The 21165-nt window shown below is 67.4% G+C and carries 21 protein-coding genes; 11 read left to right on the forward strand and 10 right to left on the reverse strand.

Annotated features, from left to right (window positions below; genetic code table 11):
* Nucleotides 1-37 precede the first annotated feature (37 nt).
* A complete protein-coding gene (locus tag F7O44_RS07550; RefSeq protein ID WP_162449618.1) occupies nt 38-1021 on the reverse strand; it encodes a sigma-70 family RNA polymerase sigma factor in 984 nt (327 codons plus the stop codon).
* 256 nt (nt 1022-1277) lie between these two features.
* On the reverse strand, nt 1278-2717 hold the full coding sequence (locus tag F7O44_RS07555) for an MFS transporter (protein WP_162449619.1): 1440 nt from the start codon (nt 2715-2717) through the stop codon (nt 1278-1280).
* 82 nt (nt 2718-2799) lie between these two features.
* On the opposite strand from F7O44_RS07555, the gene F7O44_RS07560 reads away from it, so the two are divergent.
* Nucleotides 2800-3411 (forward strand): TetR/AcrR family transcriptional regulator, encoded by a 612-nt coding sequence (locus F7O44_RS07560; protein ID WP_162449620.1) that lies wholly within the window; start codon nt 2800-2802, stop codon nt 3409-3411.
* Between the two features lie 112 nt (nt 3412-3523).
* On the opposite strand, the gene F7O44_RS07565 is transcribed toward F7O44_RS07560, so the two are convergent.
* Entirely contained in the window at nt 3524-3874 is a 351-nt protein-coding gene (locus tag F7O44_RS07565) for a PPOX class F420-dependent oxidoreductase (RefSeq protein ID WP_162449621.1), read from the reverse strand.
* A gap of 231 nt (nt 3875-4105) precedes the next feature.
* Here F7O44_RS07565 and F7O44_RS07570 point away from each other — a divergent pair, with 231 nt between their 5' ends.
* The 10 genes from F7O44_RS07570 to rbsD all read left to right on the forward strand — a co-directional run bounded on the left by F7O44_RS07570 (nt 4106) and on the right by rbsD (nt 13662).
* Nucleotides 4106-4618, forward strand: coding sequence for an RNA polymerase sigma factor (locus tag F7O44_RS07570; RefSeq protein ID WP_187361201.1), 513 nt, complete (start codon nt 4106-4108; stop codon nt 4616-4618).
* On the forward strand, nt 4615-5457 hold the full coding sequence (locus F7O44_RS07575; protein ID WP_162449623.1) for a zf-HC2 domain-containing protein: 843 nt from the start codon (nt 4615-4617) through the stop codon (nt 5455-5457). The genes F7O44_RS07570 and F7O44_RS07575 overlap by 4 nt, the downstream gene beginning before the upstream one ends.
* A gap of 1 nt (nt 5458) precedes the next feature.
* Nucleotides 5459-6229, forward strand: a complete 771-nt coding sequence (locus F7O44_RS07580) for an ATP-binding cassette domain-containing protein (RefSeq protein ID WP_162449624.1) — start codon at nt 5459-5461, stop codon at nt 6227-6229.
* Between the two features lie 5 nt (nt 6230-6234).
* A complete protein-coding gene (locus tag F7O44_RS07585; RefSeq protein WP_162449625.1) occupies nt 6235-7641 on the forward strand; it encodes a hypothetical protein in 1407 nt (468 codons plus the stop codon).
* Nucleotides 7641-8318, forward strand: coding sequence for a hypothetical protein (locus F7O44_RS07590; protein WP_162449626.1), 678 nt, complete (start codon nt 7641-7643; stop codon nt 8316-8318). The genes F7O44_RS07585 and F7O44_RS07590 overlap by 1 nt, the downstream gene beginning before the upstream one ends.
* A gap of 276 nt (nt 8319-8594) precedes the next feature.
* Complete coding sequence (locus F7O44_RS07595; protein ID WP_162449627.1) at nt 8595-9674, forward strand: substrate-binding domain-containing protein; 1080 nt, start codon at nt 8595-8597, stop codon at nt 9672-9674.
* Complete coding sequence (locus F7O44_RS07600) at nt 9661-11172, forward strand: ATP-binding cassette domain-containing protein (RefSeq protein ID WP_162449628.1); 1512 nt, start codon at nt 9661-9663, stop codon at nt 11170-11172. The genes F7O44_RS07595 and F7O44_RS07600 overlap by 14 nt, the downstream gene beginning before the upstream one ends.
* Complete coding sequence (locus F7O44_RS07605; protein ID WP_162449629.1) at nt 11172-12173, forward strand: ABC transporter permease; 1002 nt, start codon at nt 11172-11174, stop codon at nt 12171-12173. The genes F7O44_RS07600 and F7O44_RS07605 overlap by 1 nt, the downstream gene beginning before the upstream one ends.
* 130 nt (nt 12174-12303) lie before the next feature.
* On the forward strand, nt 12304-13248 hold the full coding sequence (locus F7O44_RS07610) for a substrate-binding domain-containing protein (protein ID WP_162449630.1): 945 nt from the start codon (nt 12304-12306) through the stop codon (nt 13246-13248).
* Nucleotides 13249-13263: 15 nt separating this feature from the next.
* A complete protein-coding gene (rbsD, locus tag F7O44_RS07615; protein ID WP_162449631.1) occupies nt 13264-13662 on the forward strand; it encodes a D-ribose pyranase in 399 nt (132 codons plus the stop codon).
* Nucleotides 13663-13814: 152 nt separating this feature from the next.
* Here rbsD and F7O44_RS07620 read toward each other — a convergent pair whose 3' ends face one another.
* The 7 genes from F7O44_RS07620 to F7O44_RS07650 all read right to left on the reverse strand — a co-directional run bounded on the left by F7O44_RS07620 (nt 13815) and on the right by F7O44_RS07650 (nt 21120).
* Complete coding sequence (locus F7O44_RS07620; protein ID WP_162449632.1) at nt 13815-14576, reverse strand: GntR family transcriptional regulator; 762 nt, start codon at nt 14574-14576, stop codon at nt 13815-13817.
* The gene (gene add / locus F7O44_RS07625; RefSeq protein WP_162449633.1) at nt 14554-15594 is read right to left on the reverse strand and encodes an adenosine deaminase; all 1041 of its coding nucleotides are present in this window, start codon (nt 15592-15594) and stop codon (nt 14554-14556) included. Before add ends, F7O44_RS07620 begins: the two co-directional genes overlap by 23 nt.
* Before the next feature lie 263 nt (nt 15595-15857).
* Nucleotides 15858-17075, reverse strand: coding sequence for a CehA/McbA family metallohydrolase (locus tag F7O44_RS07630; protein ID WP_162449634.1), 1218 nt, complete (start codon nt 17073-17075; stop codon nt 15858-15860).
* Complete coding sequence (locus tag F7O44_RS07635) at nt 17076-17837, reverse strand: HAD family hydrolase (protein WP_162449635.1); 762 nt, start codon at nt 17835-17837, stop codon at nt 17076-17078. It abuts the gene before it with no gap.
* A 246-nt stretch (nt 17838-18083) separates the two neighbouring features.
* Nucleotides 18084-19202, reverse strand: a complete 1119-nt coding sequence (locus F7O44_RS07640) for an ABC transporter ATP-binding protein (protein WP_162449636.1) — start codon at nt 19200-19202, stop codon at nt 18084-18086.
* Nucleotides 19199-20065, reverse strand: a complete 867-nt coding sequence (locus F7O44_RS07645; RefSeq protein ID WP_222851162.1) for a carbohydrate ABC transporter permease — start codon at nt 20063-20065, stop codon at nt 19199-19201. The genes F7O44_RS07640 and F7O44_RS07645 overlap by 4 nt, the downstream gene beginning before the upstream one ends.
* Nucleotides 20062-21120 carry a carbohydrate ABC transporter permease gene (locus F7O44_RS07650; protein ID WP_222851163.1) on the reverse strand — a complete coding sequence of 353 codons (1059 nt, stop codon included), beginning with the start codon at nt 21118-21120 and terminating at the stop codon, nt 20062-20064. The genes F7O44_RS07645 and F7O44_RS07650 overlap by 4 nt, the downstream gene beginning before the upstream one ends.
* Between the last annotated feature and the right edge of the window lie 45 nt (nt 21121-21165).

Genomic DNA, 21165 nt, shown 5'->3' on the forward strand with positions numbered 1-21165 from the left:
GCCGCTCGTTCTCTGGGGGCGCCCGGCTCTGGGCGGCTCAGCTGGCCCAGGCGAGAAGTGTGTGCTTGCGCTGTGGGTCACGTAGCGCCGCCAAGGCGTGCTTTTCGAGCTGGCGGACCCGTTCGCGGGAGACACCGACCTCGTCGGCGACATCCTGCAACGTGTGTTCGCGGCCGTCGGCCAGGCCGTATCGCAGCTCGATGATCCGTGCTTCCCTCGGGGGAAGCGAATCGAGAACGGTGCGCAACGACTCGATCAGGGCGTGGTGTTCGGCGATGTCCTCGGCGCGCACGACATCGTCGTCCTCGATGATCTCGCCGACCGACGTGTCGCCGTCCTCACCGATGGGAGTGTCGAGGCTGAGCGGATCACGCGAAACCCGGCGCAGCTCGATGACTCGTTCGACCGGCAGGCCGGCTTCCTCGGCGATCTCTTCGACCGTCGCATCGCGTCCGAGCAGCCGCTGCAGATCACGGCTGACACGGTGCAGTTTGGCGACGGTCTCCGCAACGTGGACCGGGAGCCGGACGGTGCGGGTCTGTTCAGCGAGTCCACGCTGGATCGACTGGCGGATCCACCACGTGGCGTAGGTGGAGAACTTGAACCCCTTGGCGTAGTCGAATTTCTCGACCGCGCGCATGAGGCCGAGGTTGCCTTCCTGGATCACGTCGAGGAACGGGAGCCCACGGTTGGACAGCTTGCGTGCCACCGAGACGACGAGACGGAGGTTGGCGCGGATCATATGGTCTTTTGCCCGCTCACCATCGTCGGCGATGGCCTGCAGTTCGCGACGGTGCTTGGGCGTGATCTTCCTGCTGCCCTGACCGGCGTCGGCGGCCCGGAGGAGCTCTCCGGCATACACGCCTGCCTCGATGCGTTTGGCAAGATCCACCTCCTGCTCCGCGGTGAGCAGGGGCGTTTTACCTATTTGCGCGAGGTATCGCCCGACCAGGTCAGGTTCCCCGTCGGAGCCTGTGCGCTGACTGTTGCGCGTGACACTGGCTTCCGTAGTCACGGTCATGGCCCCTCCCTTCCTGTGGTAATCGGACGGTACCCAGTTCGTCCGACGAACATACGTTCACAACGCTTCAGACATGTGAGAGATTCCGAAATACCTGAGAAGTTGCTGAGAGTTGAGCGGATTGCGGGTACGATACGTGCCCGCTGGGACGTGCTCGTCGGTCTTCGCCCTGCTGTTCGCTGGTGGCCCCGGTGGCCACGACGTCGTCCTCAGGACTCTAGAACGTCGTGGGGATGTGGTCCATTCCCGACACGAGTCAGCCTGCCATCATTTCTTCGCGTACTCCGTTTCCGGCTGGCATTCGGCTGGCCTGTTCCAACGCTATGGCCGCGCTCGGACCCGCGGGCGTGGTGTCCTGCGCCGGCGCCGACCGGCGAGCCAGCGCCACCACGCTCACCGCGGCGAGCACGGCTGCCATGGCGAGCGCCATGCTCATCGCTCCAGTGCCATCGCCGGCGACGGTCCAGATGACGGTGGCGAGGGCCGGCCCGAGCGCGATTCCAAGCTGCCGGACCAGGCTGGTGGTGGCGCCGATGGTGGCCATCAGATGCCGTGGGGCGCGGGCCATCGCCATGTTCTGGTTCTGCCCGGCAAACAGTCCGGCTCCGGCGCCGGCGATGGCCAGCCGCCAGGCGATGTCGAACGGTCCCCACCCGGTCCCGAGCGGAATCAGGAGCACAATGCCTGCCGTGACGCCGACCGCGCCGGCGATGGCGACCGGGCGGGCATCCCAGCGGTCGGCCAGCGCTCCGCCGATCATCCCGAAGAGCATGACGCCCGCGGGGAAGGCAAGGACGGTCAGGCCGACGGTGGTGGGCGAAAGCCCGCCGACCCGCTGGAGGTAGAAGGGCACCATGAACTGCACGGCCATGACGGCGGTCATCTCGACCAGCAGCGCCACATGCGGCCCGAGCATGCCGGGTGAGCGGATCAGCCGGCGCACCTGAACGCTGCTCGGCAGTCGCCGCCAGATGAACAGAAACGGCACGGCCACCAGAGTCATGGCCAGCCAGATCGGCCCGTGGTCAGCCGTGAGGGAGAGTGCGAGGAGGACGGCCACGGCCGCCCCACTGAGCACGGCGGTTTCGGTCAGCCACTCACGCCCGGGAAGTTTCGGCGACGGGCCGCTGGCCAGTTGCGTGGCGGCGATCGTCATGACAACGACGCTGACCGGGACGTTCATGTAGAAGATCCACGACCAGCCGACTCGCTCGATGAGGACCCCGCCTAGCGCCGGACCGCTGATGGCGCCCAGCGGACCGAGCGTCATGACGATGGACATGGCGCGTCCGCGGGCCTGAGGCTGGACAGCGGTGGTGACGACGACCGGAAGCAACGCGAACAGGGCCGCACCGAAGGCGCCCTGCGCGACCCGGGCGGCGATCAGCGAGGAGATATCGGGCGCCAGACCGACGGCGACGCTGGCGAGGGCGAAGCCGCCGACGGAACCGAGGAAGGCCTGGCGTCGGCCCATCTGGTCGAGCCAGCGTCCGGCCGGAAGGCTCAGCGCGACCATGGGCAGGACGTATCCGAGGACGATCCATTGAGTGAGGGCGGTGCTGATGCCGAATTGGTTCTCGATGGTGGGAAGAGCGACGTGGACCACCGTCACGTCGGCCTGGGCCATGAATACGGCAAGGCCTGCGGCGACGACGAGCCACCAGCGGTTGCGTTGCGCGGTCTCGGTGTGAGTCATGTCGTGTCCTCCCGCAAGAACTTCACATAGTGTGCATGTTGTAAACTACACACCGCGAGTAATTCCGTCAAGGGAGGCCCTCATGACGAAGTCCATCGACGCGCCACGGAACGCGCGCAGTCAGCGCACCCGTGAAGCGCTCCTGGCCGCGACGCGCGAGATCCTGGAGGCCGACGGCTTTGAGGCGCTGACCATGGCTGCTGTCGCCGAGCGGGCCAACGTGTCACGGCGCGCCGTGTATCTGCACTTCACCTCGCGGACCGACCTGGTCAGTGCGCTGTTCGATTACATCGCGCGCGGTGAGGGGCTCGGTGAGTCGGTGAAGCCGATCTGGGAGGCGCCCGACGCGGTGGCAGCGCTACATGAATGGGTGCGGCATCTGACCCGCTATCACCCCAAGGTCATGGCCGTGGATCGCGCCATCGAGCGGGTCAGGCGAGTGGATGCCGACGCCCAGCGGCATCGTGACACGGTGGTTGCCGCGCAGCTGGCGTCGTGTCGCCGCCTGGTCGAATGGCTGGACAGCGAAGGGCGGCTGGCGGGGGAGTGGAGTGTCGAAGCTGCCACGGACTTACTCTTCGGGCTGATCTGCACGGAATTGTTCGAGCGGCTGATGGAATTCCGGTCGTGGACGCCGGAGGATCTGCAGCGTCATCTCTGGACGTTGTGCCGAGCGACGTTCGTCCGCGACTGATCCACGCCCTCTACTCGTTGATCATGGCCACCAGGCGCCTATAGGTCGCCGTGTAGAGGATTTTGCCCATGATCAACGGGAGTGGGGAGTGTGGGTGGGCGCGGCGGGTCTGTTACGCAGTGGCGTCGAGGCCCCAGGAGCGCACCCGGTCCGGATGGATGCGGATAACGGGTGTGGTGCCGTCGACCGCCTCGGCGCGGCCGCGGATCTCGACGCCGCGTGGTTGCCAGGGCGGTAGCACGTCGTCGACGACGATCGCGGCTTTCCCGGAGCGGGCGACGTCGCGAAACTTCTTGGTATTCGCGAAATCGCGTCCGCCGATGTCGATGGTGTCCAGTTCCTGGTTGTAGGACCAGCCGACAGGTGTGACATGTGGTGTGCCGTCGGCGCCGACGGTGGCGATCCGGCCGAGGCGGCGCTCGGACTGCAGGTAGCTCAGCTCTTCTTCACTGAATGCGCTCATCGTGTCCTCCGGGGTAGCGATGAGCAATAAAGTACACGATGTGTGAAGTTTTGACTAGGGCCGCTTGCCCGTCCGACTCAACCGATAGTGTTACCTCCACCCATACGTCTATGACCTGCGAGAACCTAACGTGACTACGCTGCGTCTCTATCTGATGTGAAGAGAAAACGCTCAGTCGCGGATGCTGGCGGGCGCGTAGCGCCGGCTCCGGAGACACGTTCCGACGACGAGTTGCTCCGTGCCGCCGGCGCCGGGGACCGGCAGGCGTTCGAGGAGTACTACGCGCGCAACGCGCCGTGGCTGCTCATCAGATTGCGGCGGCGCTGCGGCGACGCCGAACTGGCTGCCGACGTCCTGCAGGAGACCTTCCTCGCCGTCTGGCGGGCGGCGGCGTCCTACCAGGGCACGCAACAGGCCGGTGGCTGGCTCTGGTCCATCGCGACCCGCCGCATGATCGACGCTCATCGACGACGGACGGCACGTGGCGAGCAGGTATCCGGTGACGTACCCGACGATCGGGCCACGGCGCGCTCCGCCGAGGACGAGGTGCTCGCGTCGACGCTGGACGCCCACCTGGCCGGGGCACTGCATCGGCTAGCTCCTGAGCTACGAGCGGTTCTGCAAGCCACGGTGCTGGACGGGTTGTCGGTGCGGGAGACGGCCGTCCTTCTCGATATCCCCGAGGGAACGGTCAAGACCCGCGCCCGTCGGGCACGGCTGCAACTGAAGGAGGCCCTGACGTGACCTGGCACGTATCGCGACTCATGATCGAGGCGTACGTCGACGACAACGTGGCTGAGGCGGACGCCTGGTCGATCGAAGCACACGTCATGGAATGTGAGCATTGCCGCCGCGCCGTGGCCGCCGCCTCCGCCGGCCAGCCGCGGATCACCGCACAGCTGACCAGTGCGAGAACGGCCGTATTGGACAACCTTCCCGCCCAGGGGCGGATTCGGCGAGGCACCGCAATCCGGGCGCTGCGCATGCTGCTGGCATCCGGGCCCGCGGCTCGCGGTCCGTGGTTGCTGGCAACCCTGATGACCCTGGCTCTCGCGGTCGGCCTGGAACTGACCGTGGGTGGCACCGGCCTGTTCGGCTCGACGGCACCGGTCCTCCTGTTACTCGCTCCCGTACTGCCCGTCCTCGGAGTGGCAGTGTCGTACGGATCGGGGCTCGACGACGCCTACGAAGTGATCGCCACCACGCCGTCCGGTGGGTTGCGCCTGCTGTTGATCCGCACCGCGGCGGTGCTCGCCGTCACCGTCCCGGCTACGGTCGCCGCCGGCCTGTTGGCCGATATCGGCTGGTCGGTCACCTGGCTGTTACCCGGTCTCACGCTGACGGTGCTCACCCTTCTCCTCGGCACCTCCATCGGCATCGGGCACGCGGCGGCGGTGATCGGGAGCGGGTGGGCCGTCGTCGTCGTATCCGACATCATCAGCGACACCGGACTCACCCTGCTCACCGAGACGGCGACAGCGGCCTGGCTGGCCGCGCTCGGCCTCGGCGCCACCGCCGTGGTTTTCCGGCGCGAGGCATTCAACCACCTACACCCGCAGATCCGTACTCACAGTGAGGCCTGAGATGACCGCACCAACAGTCCTTGGCACCCACATCGAGGTCCGCGGCCTCACCGTCCGGTACAAGAAGCGTGCCGCACTCGACGGCCTCGACCTCGACTTGGACGCCGGCGTCCACGGCCTGCTTGGTCCGAACGGCGCGGGCAAGACCACTCTCATGCGGGTCTTGGCCACGGTGGCGAAGCCCACGTCCGGTCGGGTCGCCCTGCTGGGGCACGATCTCAGCGACCAGCGTGCTCTGCGTGTAGTGCGGCGTCGGCTCGGATACCTTCCCCAGCACTTCGGCTACTACCCACGGTTCACGGTCCGTGAGTTCGTCGAGTACTTCGCCTGGCTGAAAGAGATGCCCGGGTCGACGGTGCCGCTGGCCGTGGATCACGCGATCGAGCGAGTCGGCCTCGCCGATCGGGCCGACGAGCGGCTCAAACGCCTGTCCGGCGGGATGCTGCGTCGGGCCGGTATCGCCCAAGCCATCGTCAACAGCCCTGACATACTCTTGCTCGACGAACCCACGGCTGGGCTCGACCCTGAGCAACGGGTCGACTTCCGGCAGCTGCTCCGCTCGATCGGAGTGGACACATGTGTCTTGGTGGCCACTCATCTGGTCGAAGACGTCGCGGCCGCGTGTTCCGAGGTGACGCTGGCCAACGGCGGCCGGGTGGTCTTCCGGGGCACCCCTGACGAGCTGGCGGGTCACGGAGACGGCGCCGCCGACGGCGACTCGCCCATCGAACGTGGTTACACCGCCGTGCTGCGCGCGGACCGGGCCCGGTGAGCGTGATGACTGCACAGTCTTGGCGGATCGTGCGTACGGAGCTCGTGCGTGGCGTGACTCCGGTCGCCCTGCTGGCGACGGGGGCATCCGCACTGGTGTTGCTCGGGGCCGAAGCCTCGGTCTGGGTGGGGCGATGGGGTGCGCTGGCCGAACAGGTGAGGGTGATCCTCCTGGTGCTCGCGCCGGTAGCGGTGGCCGCGGGGGCATGGCAGGGCGGCCGGGAACATCGCCGGCGAATGCCCGATCTGATCAGCTCGACGTCTCGCCGACCGCTCCATGGCGTGCTGGTGGCCTGTGTCTCGACCACCGCCGGTGTGTGGTTGGGGCTGGCCGTGGCGTGGCTCGCCGCGGTCTTGCTGGTGGCACCAGCCGCTACGTATGCCGGTGGCGGGTGGTGGTGGACACTGACGGTGTCGCTGGCCGGCCTGGCGGCGGCCAGCGCTGTCGGGGTGTGCGTTGGTCGGCTGATTCCGGGTCGCCTGGTGGCGCCGGTTGCCGGCGTCGTCGCCTTCGTCGTCGGTGGCATGGCCACCTACCGGATGGACGGGCTGAGCTGGCTCGTGCCCGCTCTCGGACATCAGAGTCGAGGGCTGAGCAGCTTGGATACCGGCTTTCAGCTGCTGCAGCTGAGCTGGTTCGCCGCTCTGGGGGCCACCGCGCTGGTGCTGGCCGGCGCCAACCGCAAAGCCGTCGCGTTGTTGCCGGCCACGGCCGCGGCGATTGTGGCGGTCCCGATCATTGCCGGGCCGGGAGAGGCGCGCTGGCACCCGGATCCTGCTGCCCGCGACCTCGTGTGCACCGGTGATCGGGGCGCCGAGGTCTGCATGACCAGGGTCAATGCGTTTCTCCTGGAGGAGGCGGCGCCTCGTGTACAAGCGCTGCTGCGACGCTGGGAAGACGTGCCTGGCGGGTTCGACCGCGCTGTGGACGTGGCAGCGCTGGCACCGGAGACCGGGCCGGTCGTGCCGGATCCGGCGACCGGCGGGCGCACCGCTGCACTCGACGTCACGGGCGGCCTGATCGTGTGGAACGGGAAGCTGGTGCCCGAGGAGAGCACCGACGTGACGATCGAGACGGTGTTCGGATGGAACCTGCCGGAGGTGTTGATCCAGGGGTGCGCGGCTGTGGGGCGGGTGGACGACGCCCCGGTCGATATCTGGGCCGTGTCCACCGTCGCCGAGGCGTGGGCCGGCGGCAACCCGGACGTCGGGACGGTGCGCGTAGAGGCGGATGCGGAAGGAGACGACGAGCCGGCCGCCGAGACGAGCCGGGCTTCGGCCGAGATCGGCGACGCGCAGCGCTTGGCCGCGCTTCCGGCGGACGAGCAGAGGGCCTGGATGGGCACATATCTTGAAGCCGCGAGTACCTGCGACGACGAGACCTTGCTCGCCTTGCGGGGGGAGCTTCGGTGATGGGCGCGCTGACCACAGCCGGTCCGCGAATCCATCGGCACCCGCGTCGTGGAACGTCGTGGGTGAGATTCCTCGGGCTTCATATGCGTGCACGGCTGGTGCCTTACGGCGTCGTCGCCGTCGCTTTGGTGGCGGCGGTGAGCTGGGCGGCGGCCGGTTACCTGATGGACAGGCCCTTCTCCTCCGGACCGGACGCGCGGATTCCGGTGGTGGTGGCCGCTCCGCTGGTGTGTTCGATCCTTCTCTCGATGGGGCTCGGGGGTCGTGACGAACTCCTCGAGCGCTCGACGGCCGTCCCGTGGCGGGCCGTCCGTGCCGGGCACGTCGTCGTCATGGCGACGGTGCCCGGTGTCGCTCTTGCCTTGACGGGTATGCGGGCGTCGCAGACGTACGGCGCGTTCGAGCTGGTCCGCAATACAGCCGGGTTCGCCGGCGTGGTGCTGCTTGCGGCCGTCGCCCTCGGGGCCGGCTTGGCATGGCTTCCGGTGGGGATATACGCGGGGGTGGTCTACCTAGCGGCTCCTCGAGACCTGCCGGAGCACACCGTGTGGTGGACGTGGCCGCTTCAGCCATGGGGCACGACCGGTGCGGCCTGGGTAGCGGCTGCGCTCTTCGTCGCCGGCCTGATCCTGTACTGCCGCCTCGGTGCCCGCGCCGGCCACGATCACGACCACTGAACTGGCTCCTCGCAACACCTCGTGGGCTCGTCCGGGCCGCACCACTAGGACTTCTCGCGCGTCACCGTGCCTGGAGACATGGAGACGCACGAGAGAACCCACCAAACATGATCATCTAGGCAGGCGGGGTGCGCGGGGCAACACGTGTTGCGGTTGCGTAACGACGGATGACGCGCATGTTGCGTGAGGCGTCGCGCGGGTGCACTATTGGTCGTCAACACGAGTTGCGCAATTCGTGTTGATAAGCCGAGAGCATTCCCGGAGGAGGCAGTCACCGTGGTCGTACGCCGGGCAGACGTGGCCCGTCTCGCGGGCACTTCGCCCGCGGTCGTGAGCTATGTCCTCAACGGCGGCCCCCGCACGGTGGCGCCCGCGACCCGCGCCCGGGTTCTCGCCGCGGTCGAGTCGCTCGGCTACCGGCCGAACGGCGTCGCGCGCTCCCTTCGGATGAACAAGACGATGACGCTCGGCCTTGTTGTCCCGGATACGGCGAACCCGTACTTCGCCGAACTGGCGCGTGCGATCGAGGAGGCCGCGTTCGCGCACGGATACACCTTGCTGATCGGCAACGGCGCGGAGGACGACGAGCGGCAGACCGCCTACGTGCGAACCTTCCTCCAGCGCCAGATCGACGGACTCTTCCTGGTTCCGGCGCATGGCACGCCGAGTTGCCTCCCCGATCTCGAACGGGCCAGAACTCCGTGGATCACTCTCGACCGGCAAGTGGCCGGGACCACGGACATTCCGGCGGTGCTGGTCGACAATCGCGGTGGTGCCCGGACGGCTACGGAGCACCTGCTCGAGCACGGGCGTCGCCGGATCGCTTGTATCGCCGGACCAGAAGACGTCTACCCGGCCACCGACCGAGTGGCAGGCTGGCGCGACGCTATCGCCGATGCTGGACTGCCGGCAGCCGAGACATCGGTACTCAATGTTCCGTTCGGTCGCCACCCGGGCTACGTCGCCGCCCGGCGGGTGCTGTCGGAGCGGATAGTCGACGCGATCTTCACGGCGAGTGACGAACAGGCGCTGGGCGCGCTCCGGGCGGTGACCGAACTCGGATTACGGTGCCCCGACGACGTCGCCATCACCTCTTTCGACGGCATTGCCGCGGCCGCGTACGCCACGCCTGCGCTGACCACCATGTCGCAACCGTTCGGTGAGCTCGGGCGGGTGGCCGTGAGCCGGCTGCTGACCCGCATCACGGACCCGGAGGGAGACACGGGCATCTCCGTCTTGCCGGTCCAGCTGACGGCCCGTGGCTCGTGCGGCTGCCCGGATCCGCCTGGGGGCGATTCGAACGACGATCCGGCCGGCGCCGCGACCAGTGAGGAGGCTGAGCGTGCCGACACCTGACACTGTTGCCGAGAGTGCGCCGGGCCATGGCTTGGTGTGCCGGGATCTGACGAAGGCTTTTCCCGGCGTTCGCGCCCTGGACGGCGTCGACCTCGACGTTCGCTACGGCAACGTCGAGGTGGTTCTCGGCGAGAACGGCGCCGGCAAGTCCACGCTGATGAAGATCCTCTCGGGGGTGCAGCCGCCGGACGCCGGATCGATGCACCTGGACGGAGAAGAATACCGGCCCTCGAGCCCGCGCGAGGCGATGGCCGCCGGCGTCGCCATGATCCACCAGGAGATGAACCTGGTGCCCGGGTTGTCGGTGGCCGAGAACATCTTCCTCGGAAGACAGCCCACCCGCCGGGGCGCGGTCGACTACGCCGAGATGAACCGTGCCGCCGCCACGATAGTCCGCCGTGTTGGGCTCAAGGTCGACGTCACCAGGCCGGTCGGCCGGCTGTCGGTCGCGGCGCAGCAGCAGGTCGAGATCGCCAAAGCGCTGTCGCTCGACGCCCGGATTCTGATCCTCGACGAACCGACCGCCGCGCTCGGCGCCGAGGAATCCGAGCGACTGTTCGAGATCGTCGACGAGCTTCGGTCCCAAGGGGTGGGCTTCGTCTACATCACCCACCGCCTCAGGGAGGTGGAACGGGTGGGGGACCGGATCGTCGTCATGCGCGACGGCCGTCGGGTCGCCGACTGGGACCGGGCCGACGTCGCCGTCGACGCCCTCGTGGAGGCGATGGTGAATCGCGCCGTCGACCAAGTCTTCTCGGACCCGAACGAGCCCGACGACGACGAGCTGCTGCGGGTGGAGCGGCTGGGGCGCGAAGGCGCGTTCACCGATGTGTCCTTCGCGCTGCGCCGCGGCGAGGTCCTGGGTGTCGCGGGACTCGTCGGAGCCGGGCGGACCGAACTGGCTCGCGCTCTCTTCGGCGCGGAGCCGGCGGATGAGGGACGGATCGTGGTTGACGGCCGCCCGGCCCGGATCGGCAGCCCGGCCGACGCCATCCGGGCGGGCATCGTGCTCGTACCCGAGGACCGCAAAGCAGCAGGTCTCGTCCTCGGTATGTCCTTGCAGGACAACATCGCGCTGCCGTCGTTGCGCGGCCTGGCCGAACGCGGGATCGTCAAGAAGTCGCGGGTGCGGCAGATGATGCAGACGCTGGCCGGCCAGCTAGACATCCGCGGTCGCCCCACCCAGGCCGCGGGCACCTTGTCGGGCGGGAACCAGCAGAAGGCCGCCATCGCGAAGTGGATACCGCAGCGGCCCCGGGTCGTCATCTTCGATGAGCCGACCCGCGGCGTCGACGTCGGCGCGAAGGTGGCGATCTACACCCTCATCGAGGAACTCAGCCGGGAAGGCGTGGGAGTCATCGTCATCTCGTCGGAGCTCACCGAGGTGCTCGGCTTGGCCCGGCGGGTTCTGGTGCTCTCACACGGACGCCAGACCGGGCTGCTCGAACGTGATGAAGCAACAGAGGAGCGAGTCATGGCATTGGCGGTGAGTGGCTGATGTCGGCCACGACGCAAGACCAGGAGACGCAGGCGCGTGAGGCCGAGCGACCCTCCTGGAACAGATTCTTCGAGCGGTTCGGATCGAGCGGGCCTCTTGTTGGCCTGCTGGTGCTGGTAGTTGTGCTGTCCTTCTTGTCGCCGGCGTTCTTGACGGTGAACAACATGGTCAACGTCTTCCAGCAGATCTCCGTACTGGCGATTCTGGCGCTCGGCATGACAGCGGTGATCATCACCGCCGGGATCGATCTCTCGGTCGGGTCGATCGTGGGCCTCTCCGGCGTGGTGGCGGGGTGGACTTTCGTGGAGGCCGGCCTGCCTATGCCGGTGGCGTTCCTTGCGGGCCTGGCTGTTGGTGCGCTCGCGGGTTTCATCAGCGGACTGATGATCACGGTCGGCAAGCTGCCACCGTTCATCGCCACCCTGGCGATGTTGTCGATGGCCAGGGGCCTTGCGCTGGTGATCTCGGACGGGCAGCCGATCTCCGGCTACCCGGACTGGTTCCGCAACATCACCCGCTACCAGCTCTTCGGCGTTCTGCCGTTGTCGGTGCTGCTGGTTGTTGTGCTCTTCCTGCTGGGAGCTGCGTACCTGCGTTACCGGCCGTCAGGCCGTGCGCTCTACGCCATCGGCGGGAACGAGGAGGTCGCACGGCTGTCCGGGTTGAAGGTGCAGCGGGAGAAGCTCAAGGTCTACACCGCCGCGGGCGCCCTGGCCGGCCTTGGTGGACTCATCCTTTTGTCCCGTCTCGATTCGGCGCAGCCGACTGCCGGCGCCGGCCTGGAACTCGACGTCATCGCCGCCGTGGTGATCGGTGGTGCCAGTCTGGCCGGTGGGCGCGGCAGCGTTTCCGGCACTCTGGTGGGCGCGTTGATCATCGGGTTCCTGCGCAACGGGCTCAACCTGCTCGACGTCTCCGCCTTCTGGCAACAGGTGATCATCGGAGCGGTCATCGCGATCGCCGTGATGACGGACACCTTGCGCCGCCGATCCAAACACTAGTGCCCTGCGCTGCTGATAGGCGCCAGATACCCGCGCCTATGAGCAGGTTCGTTCCACCGGACTCATCTCGACCCGGGACGACGTCGCTGCCGGCGTCGCCCGGTATTCAACCCGAACTGAAGGAGTAGTCATGAGAAGACCACTGATCGCCGTCGTAGCGACGTTGACTCTTGCCGTCGCGGCATGCGGGAACGACGACGGCAACGGCAACGACGGAGACGCCGCTGCTGGTGATGTGACCATCGGCCTGTCCATCTCCACCCTCGAAAACCCGTTCTTCGTCACTCTCCGGGACGGAGCCGAGGCGGTGGCCGAGGACGCCGGGATCGAGCTGCGCGTGTCCGACGCGCGCGACGACGCTCAGTCACAGGCGAACCACGTCCAGGACTTCATCACGCGTAGCGTCGATGTGCTGGTGGTGAACCCGGTGGACACCGCCGCGATCGTGCCGTCGATCGAGGCGGCCAACGACGCCGGCATCCCCGTCGTCACGGTCGACCGGGGATCGGACGGTGGCGAGATCGCCGCGCACGTCGCCAGCGACAACGTCCTGGGCGGGCGGCTGGCCGGCGAGTTCCTGTTCGAGCAGATCGGTGACTCCGGTGAGGTGGCGCAACTGGAAGGCATCGCGGGCACCTCGGCCGCGCGGGACCGTGGCGCCGGCTTCCAGGAGGCGCTCGACGCGGCGTCGGGAATCGACTTGGTCGGTAGCCAGGCGGCCAACTTCAGCCGGGACGAAGGACTGACTGTCGCCGAGAACGTGCTGCAGGCCAACTCCGGGCTTGCTGGCGTTTTCGCGCAGAACGACGAGATGGCGTTGGGCGCCGTGGAGGCGGCCCGGTCCGCGGGCCTCCTGGATGATCTGGTGATCGTCGGTTTCGATGCCACCGACGACGCCCTGGCGGCCATCGACTCAGGTGAAATGGACGCCACCGTCGCTCAGCTGCCCAGCGACATGGGCGGTGCCGCGATCGAGGCGGCGATCGCGATCGCCAATGGCGACGACGTGGACGCCGAGCAGTCGGTCGAGGTGCAACTGGTCACGGCGGACAACGTCGGCGACTTCCTCGAGTAGAGGCTGATCTCGACGATGAAAGAAGGCGGAATCCTGCATCCGCGATTGTCGGCGGTGGTGTCTGCCATGGGGCACGGCGACACCCTCTGTATCGCCGACGCCGGCCTGCCCATCCCACCCGGCGTCGAACGCATCGACCTCGCGTTCGCCGCCGGGCAGCCCGGGTTCGCCGACGTCTTGGACGCGGTCCTGGCCGAGCTGCGGGTGGAGGCATACACCATGGCTGAGGAGTCCGTGGAAGTCTGCCCGCGGTTGGTCGAGCACGTGCGACGACGCCTCGACCAGGCCGACGAGATGCAGGTGTCTCACGACGTGCTCAAGAAGCAGACCCGTGACGTGCGCGCCGTGGTGCGCACTGGGGAGTTCACCCCCTACGCGAACGTCATCCTCCGCAGTGGTGTGAACTTCACCTGATCGCCCCGTCAGGCCAGCCCCCCTCGGTGATCGTCAGTGGGTTGTGGTCGCTTTCTGGTGATCGTCAGTGGGTTTGGGCTGCGGTATCGCGACCACAACCCACTGACGATCACCGGCAGGTGACTGGCGTTTACCCGCAGCGGGCGGCTGGCTCAGGTGATGTCCGGGCGGCTGGCGCGGGTCAAGGACAGCCCGATCCCGTAGCCGGAGATGATCGTCAATGTGTAGCTGTCGATCGGCGTGTGGGTGCCGTCGTATGCGACCCCGGTCAGCACGAGCGCTGGTGAGCCCGGTTGCACGCCGCAGAGGCGGGCATCGGCGTCGCCGAGCAGCGCAGGCTCTACTCGCTGCAGGTTTTCCTCGGAACGGTGTCCCACCTTGGCGAGCGCATCCCCGATCGTCGCGCTGCGTTCCAGCACGTCGGAGGTGATGTGCTCGGCGATGTGGAACGGCAGAATGTCACTGGCGACGCCGTAGACGACGCCGTGCCGGCGCCGGACGGCGTCGAACCGCACCACCGGGCTGCCAACCGGTATCCGCAGGTCCGCGGCCACTGGCGGGGTAGCGCTGATCTCTTCTCTGGCTCGCTGCAACTCGTCCACGTGCTGTGACTCGTCCGCAAGGTCTTCGAGGAACCCGGTATAGACAGGGCCGGAGCGTACCGAGAGCGGTTCGACGGGCGGATTCTCGGCGACGTAGCTGCCCGAGCCACGCCTGCTGACCACATAGCCGGATTCGCGCAGCGCGGCGATGGCCTGGCGTACGGTACTCCGGCTGACACCCATGTTCGCCGCCAGGTGCTCCTCACCGGGAAGCCGCGAACCGGGCGTGAGGGAACCGGACAGGATGCGGCCCTTGAGCGCGGTGGCGATCCGGGTGTACAGGGGGCGGTCAGCGCGCGGCGGCCTGGTCATGTTTCTGGAGTTCTTCGCGAATGCGGGACTTCGTCGCTGCCGGGGCGTACGACACGTCAAGCGCGCGCAGCTGGGCCTGCACCAACTGCTCCCGGCTGAACCCGTGCAGCCGGTGCGCGAGCAGCAACTCGTCGGTCAGGGTGGTTTGGAAGTACGCGGGGTCGTCGGTGTTGATGGTGACGTGGAGCCCGGAGGCGACGAGTTCGGCCAGCGGATGAGTGTCAGGGCTTGCGGCGATCTTGAGGGCGACGTTCGACGTCGGGGCCACTTCCAAGGGGATCTGGTGCTCGCGCAGATGATCGACGAGCGTGGGGTCCTCGAGGCAATGAATGCCGTGTCCTATGCGTTCCGCCCCGAGCGCGCGAAGTGCGCCCCACACGCTCGCCGCGCCGACGGTCTCACCGGCGTGGGGCAGCGACGCGAGACCTGCGGCTTTGGCTCGCTTGAACGACGACGCGAACAGCTCCGGCGGGAACCCGTCCTCGATTCCGCCGAGCCCGAGCCCGACGACTCCCTCTGGGGCAAGTGGCCCGAGCAGGTAGTTGATGGTGGCCTCGGAGGAGGGGTCTTCGGTCTGCCGCGAGATGTCGCAGATCCACGCTAGATCCACGCCGTGATCAGCACTGGCGCGACGCCGGCCTTCGTTGAGGCCGTCGCGGTACTCCTCGAGCGCGACACCGCGTCGCTGGTGGTGGGTAAGGGCGGTGGACGTGACCTCCGCGTAGCGGACGTTCTGGGCGGCAAGCTCAGCCGCTAGGGCGACCGTGGCGTCGGCGAAATCGTCCGCGGTCCGCAGGACGGCGAGCCCGGTGAAGAACAGCCGGGCGAAGTCCTCGAAGTTCTTGAACTGGTAGAGGCTGAGCAACTCTTCGGGGGATTCGGCGCCGACGTCCACCCCGTTGCGTTTAGCCAGCCGGAACATGGTCTGGGGGCGCAGTGACCCCTCGAGGTGAACATGCAGTTCGACCTTGGGCAGCGAGGTCAGCCATGTGGGGTAATCGTTGTGTTGAACTGTCACATGTGTTGTCTACCATACAACTTCGCCCGCCGGCCAGGCCCCACATCACAACCCCCGCACCCCCGCCCTTCCACCCCCGGTGATCGTGAGCGGATTGGTGCCCTCAAGGGGGTGATCGTGAGCGGATTATTGCTGCAAATTGCGACGATAATCCGCTCACGATCACCCGGAGCGCAGCAATAATCCGCTCACGATCACCGGAAAGGTGGGCGGCGGGGCGTGGACGCCTGCGGGGTTAGGGGGTGATGGCGACGCCTGCCGGGTCAGGGGGTGATGGCGACGACGGCCGCGTCGGGTGTTTCCAGCCGGTACGGTCCGTCGGCGGCCCGGAAGCGGGCAAGGTCTCCATGCACCGGGCGGCGGTTGCCGTATCGATCGGTCAGCAGTGTGCCGTCGGCCCCGACAGCGACGAGCTCGCCGTCGGCGCGCAGCAGCACCGGAGCGTCCACCGCCGAGGTGACCGCGACCCGGCCGTGCCGGAGCCCGTCGATCACCGCCGCGGCCGATGCTGGCTCGGCCGGGCCCAAGTCCGATTCGACGGCCACCCAGGTCACCGGCACTGCGAGGGGGCGCCCGTCCTCGGGGTTGTGGAAGTCGCTTCCGCTGATCGGCACGGTGTCCCAGCCCCACGCGTTCCACCAGGCCAGCGGGCCGGTCCAGCGAGTGTCCAGCCAGGACCCATGCCAGATCTCAGCCAGCGGCGGCCGGGTCTTCAACGGGTGGCTCCACGCGAAGTCGCCCATCAGCGGGTGGTTGATGGATAGCAGTCCACCGGCCGACTCCACATGTGAGACCCAACTTTCGGCCGGCTGCCGGAAGTCCACCCACGGAATCGCCCCGAAAGCGTTGGCATGGCCGCGGTCTGTAGTCACTTCTTGGCCGGGTACGAGCGTGGTGCCGTAGTGGGAGCCGATCCGCTCCAGTCCGGCGAAATGGCTGACTGTGTTGTGGTCGGTGACGGCCAGCACATCCAAGCCGGCTTCGACGGCGGCCGCGGCCAGTTCGGCCCGTCCGAAGGAGCCGTCCGAATGGAGGGTGTGGGCGTGGAAGTCGCAGGCCAGCCAGGTGCGGCCGGTGTCAGCCGGGAGTGTGCGCCGGGGTCTACGTTCGGGCACCGGGGGAGCGGTTGGTTCGGATTCGGCCGGGCCGGTGGCCGGCATGTCGACCTCGACGACGACGTCCACACCCGCGGCCGGTACCCGATGCAGTCCCAGCAATACCGCCCACACACCGGACTCGATCTCCCCAGGCAGGTACCCAGGCGTCGCTGAGCCGGCGGCGATGACGTAGCGCGAGCGGGCTCCGCCGGACCAGCCCCGGAATCCGTCGGCGCCCAGACAACCGAGGTCGATGACACCCTGGCCGCGATCGTAGGACAGGCGCACCTCGATCGACGGGGTGCCGGCCGGAACCTCGAAGGGCAGCTCCAGATATGGCGACGCGGCCCGGTCTTCGGGGGTCAGTGTGCGGGTGATGCGCATCTATCCTCCATGATCATCCACGGTTGTGGGTGCGATCCGGGCGCCGCCAATGATCACGGCCAGTTCTCTCAGGTCCGGCAAAACCGGGAGTTCGCTGACATCGGCGAGACCTTCGCGATCGATCAGGTAGGCGCGCATGCCGAGACCGGCAGCTGCACGCACGTTTTCGGCCACGTCGTCCACGAATACCACGTCACCAGGTTCGAGCGCCGCCCGTTCGAGCGCGATCTCGTAGATCCGGGTGGCGGGCTTCTCCGAGGCCACCATTGCTGAGATGACGAACGGGTCGAAGAACCGCCGCAGGCCCATGTCGCGGTAGCGCAGCTCAAGCGACGGACCGGCGTTGGACACGATCCCCAGCCGGATTCCCGAGTCCGCCAGGGCCTGTAGGACTGGGAGCGTGTCTTCGTAGGGTTGCTGGTCCAGTTCGAACACCGACGCCTCGGCCAGGGCGCGCACAAGCGAGTCCGGAGCGTAGTCGTACAAAGCCCGCAGCACGATCCGGTAGAACCCGATGTACACGTCGACCTCGTCGTCGAACGTCGCCATCTCCTGATGCCGGGCCAGGTGCCCGGATCCCGCCTCGAGCGCAGCCCGCGTGTGCTCGTCGTCGGGAATCGGGAGCCCGGCGTCGCCGATCAGCTCCGCGAAACGCGGCTTCGGCCACCAGTCGCCGCCGAGTGGCCGGGCAAGGGTCCCCCCGGAGTCGAAGAACACCGCAGCAACCCGCCCCAGCTCATCACTGACCGTTGTCGGCGTCATCGGAGGGCCAGATGTTCTCTGAGTCTTCGGCAGATGGAGTCTCTCCATGGTGTGGTGGGCATCACGACCCAGTTCTTCCTAAGGTTGTTCGCGTCATCGGAAGTGCCTGAGGCTCGCTGAGTCTTTGGGAGATGGTGTCTCTCCATGGTGTGGTGGGCATCAGCGAGGGAGGCCATGGCGAAGCCCCTCTCCCGACCGAGTCTGCTGGGCGAGGAGAGACTCCGTCCCCCGGATACTCGACCCTCATCACGACACCGCAGACCCAGTGACGGCCGCCGATGCTACTTCCAGCCGCGGCGAACCCACCAACCCGCCGTCTCCGGCGCGGTACAGCAGCGTGTGCTCCTGCGGCGCCGCGAGCCGCACCCGCTCGCCCACCTGTGGTGGCACCCTGGTGGTGGCCTGAACGGAGACGCCGTCCCGCTCGACCGTCACGAGATGGTCGATGCCGAGGAGTTCGACGACGGCGACCTCGCCCTCGAACGACGCTCCGGGTTCGGTCGTGACCTCGGTGTGCTCAGGCCGGAAGCCCAGCACCACCTCTTCACCCTCGGTGACATGCGCCGCCGCCGACGACGGCACCGGGAACGGCGTGCCCTTGATGTCGATGTCGCCGTTGCGGACCACACCTGGCACCAGGTTCATCGGGGTCGACCCGATGAACGACGCCACGAACAGCGACGCTGGGCGCTCGTACACCACGGCCGGGGTGTCCAGCTGGCGGAGGTGCCCGAGCTCCATCACCGCGATCCGGTCGGCCAGCGCCAGCGCCTCCGATTGGTCGTGGGTGACGTAGATGGTGGTGATCCCCAGTTCTTTCTGCAGCCGCTTGAGGAACGTGCGGGCCTCCAGCCTCAGCCGGGCGTCCAGGTTCGACAGCGGCTCGTCGAACAGGAAGAGGTTCGCGTGATACGCCACGGCCCGGGCCAGCGCGACACGCTGCTGCTGCCCACCGGAGAGCTGGCCGGGGCGACGTTCCAGCAGCTTCTCCAGCTGGAGGTTGGAGGCCGCCTCGGCCGCCGTCTTACGCCGCTCTTCCTTGCCTATCTTGCGGACCTTCAGTGGATAGGCGACGTTGTCGACGACGGTCATGTGCGGGTACAGGGCATAGTCCTGGAACACCATGGCGACGTTGCGTTTGCCGGCCGGCACCTTGGTGACGTCGCGGTCGTCGATCAGGATCTTTCCCGACGTCGCGGTTTCCAGCCCGGCGATGGTCCGCAGCATGGTCGTCTTGCCACAGCCGGACGGGCCGAGCAACGCGAAGAACTCACCTGCCTCGATGGTCAGGTCGATCCCGTCAAGAGCGCGGACCCCACCGGGGAACTCCTTGACGAGGGAGCTGAGTGTGACACTCGCCGTCATCGTTTGATTCCTCCGTGGAAGCGGAAGCCGTAGCGGGCATTCACGAACAGATACATCAACACCACCGGGATCGAATAGAGGAAGGCGAAGGCGGACACCAAGCTCAGATCTGGGCGGCCGGTCTCGTCGTAGAAGTTGTAGATGACCACGGCCGCCGGGTACAGGTCGGCGCTGCGCAGAAGGATGAACGGGGTGAGGAAGTCGCCCCAGATGTTCACCAGCGCCCACACCGCGATGACGGCCAGCCCGGGCCGGACCACGGGAACGACGATGTCCTTCAGGATCTGGATCGACGACGCGCCGGCCACCTGCGCCGATTCCTCATAGCTGCGCGGGACGGAGTCCATGAAGTCTTTGAGGATGAACAACGCGGTGGGGAGCATACCTCCGGTCAGGATGAGCACCACCCCGGTGTGCGTGTTGATCAGCCCGATCTCGTAGATGAGCAGGAACGTCGGCACCATGGTCGCCGTGCCGCTCACCACTGCGGAGAACAGCATCAGCATGTACAGCAGCAGGTTCCGGCCCGGAATCCGCACCCGGGACAGCGCGTAGCCGGCGAAGGCTGCCGACACCACCACACATCCGGTGGCGATCACCGCCAGCACCAGCGAGTTTCGCAGCGACGTCACCGCCCGAGGGTTCTCGAACACACCCTTGAAGTTGTCGAGCGTGAACGACGGCCACGACACGTTCAGCCCTGGCGTGGCATCGAACGGCGCCGTCAGCAGCCACAACATAGGCACGGCGAAGAACAGCCCGACGATGACGGCGAAGAGGTACAGTCCGATCCGGGAGAGCAATGCTTTGACCGTGGTCATGGGATCGGTCTCGTCGATCTGCAAGGAGGACATCAGCCTCATGCCTTTTTCCTCCTATCGCGCAGCACCCGGAAGTAGACCAGCGCGATGATCAAGTTGATCACCAGCATGACGGCCGACACCGCCGAGCCGAAGCCGAAGTCACCCTGGCCGAAACCGACCCGGTAGACGTAGATGGCGAGCACCTCGGTCTGGTAGTTCGGGCCGCCACCGGTCAGCAGGAACGGCGTGAACAGGTTGAACGTCCACATGCTGACCAGCAGCGCGGTGGTCAGCATGTGCCCCCGTACGGCCGGGAACACGATGTCGCGCAGCGTTTGCCAGGTGGAGGCGCCGGACACCTTGGCGGTCTCCAGGTGCGACGGCGGCAGGGTGTTCAGCGCGGCGTCGAACAACAGCATGGCGAAGGCCGTGCCGCGCCAGATGTTGAAGACGATGATGGCCAGCAGCGGCTGCCGGAGCAGCCACTCGGTGGTGACGTCACCGGGGATCAGCGCGTTGAGCGTGCCGCCCTCGCCGTCGAGGAAGGCCCGCCACAGGAATGCCACCACCGAGCCGGGGATGATCCACGACATGATCACCAGGACTTCGATGGTGCGCCGGGTCCAGCCTCGCCACCGCCGGAACAGCCAGGCGAGGGTGAAACCGAGGCCCATCTGGCCGACGACACCGGAGAACGCCATGAAGATCAGCGTGATCCACAGTGAGCTGGTGAACAGTGGGTCTTCGAGCGCCCGCGTGAAGTTGTCGGTGCCGACGAACTCCGGTTCGCGGGCCGCGGTTCCGGTGACCCGGTAGTTGGTGAGCCCGAGGTAAAGCGCCCAGACCGCGGGGAACATCATGAAGACGCCGATGAGTCCCAGGGCGGGAGCGACGAAACCGATCGCGGTCGGCTTGTTGATCACCGCGACCTCGGCCGTCGCGTCGGCTTTCGGCCGCGGTTCGGGTTCGGGAACGGATGTGGTGCCCTCGTCGGCGAGGACTGGCTGGACGGTACCGCCACCGGCGGGGCCGGGCTGTTCGCCGTCGGCGCCGGTGGGGACGTCATGTCCGGGCGCCGCCGCGTCGTTGCGGCGGCGCCCGTCGTCGGCCGTCATTCGGCGGTCCTTCGGTGGACAGCCGGTTCAGTGGGAAGAGATCGC

The sequence above is a fragment of the Phytoactinopolyspora mesophila genome, assembly GCF_010122465.1.
Classification (GTDB): domain Bacteria; phylum Actinomycetota; class Actinomycetes; order Jiangellales; family Jiangellaceae; genus Phytoactinopolyspora; species Phytoactinopolyspora mesophila.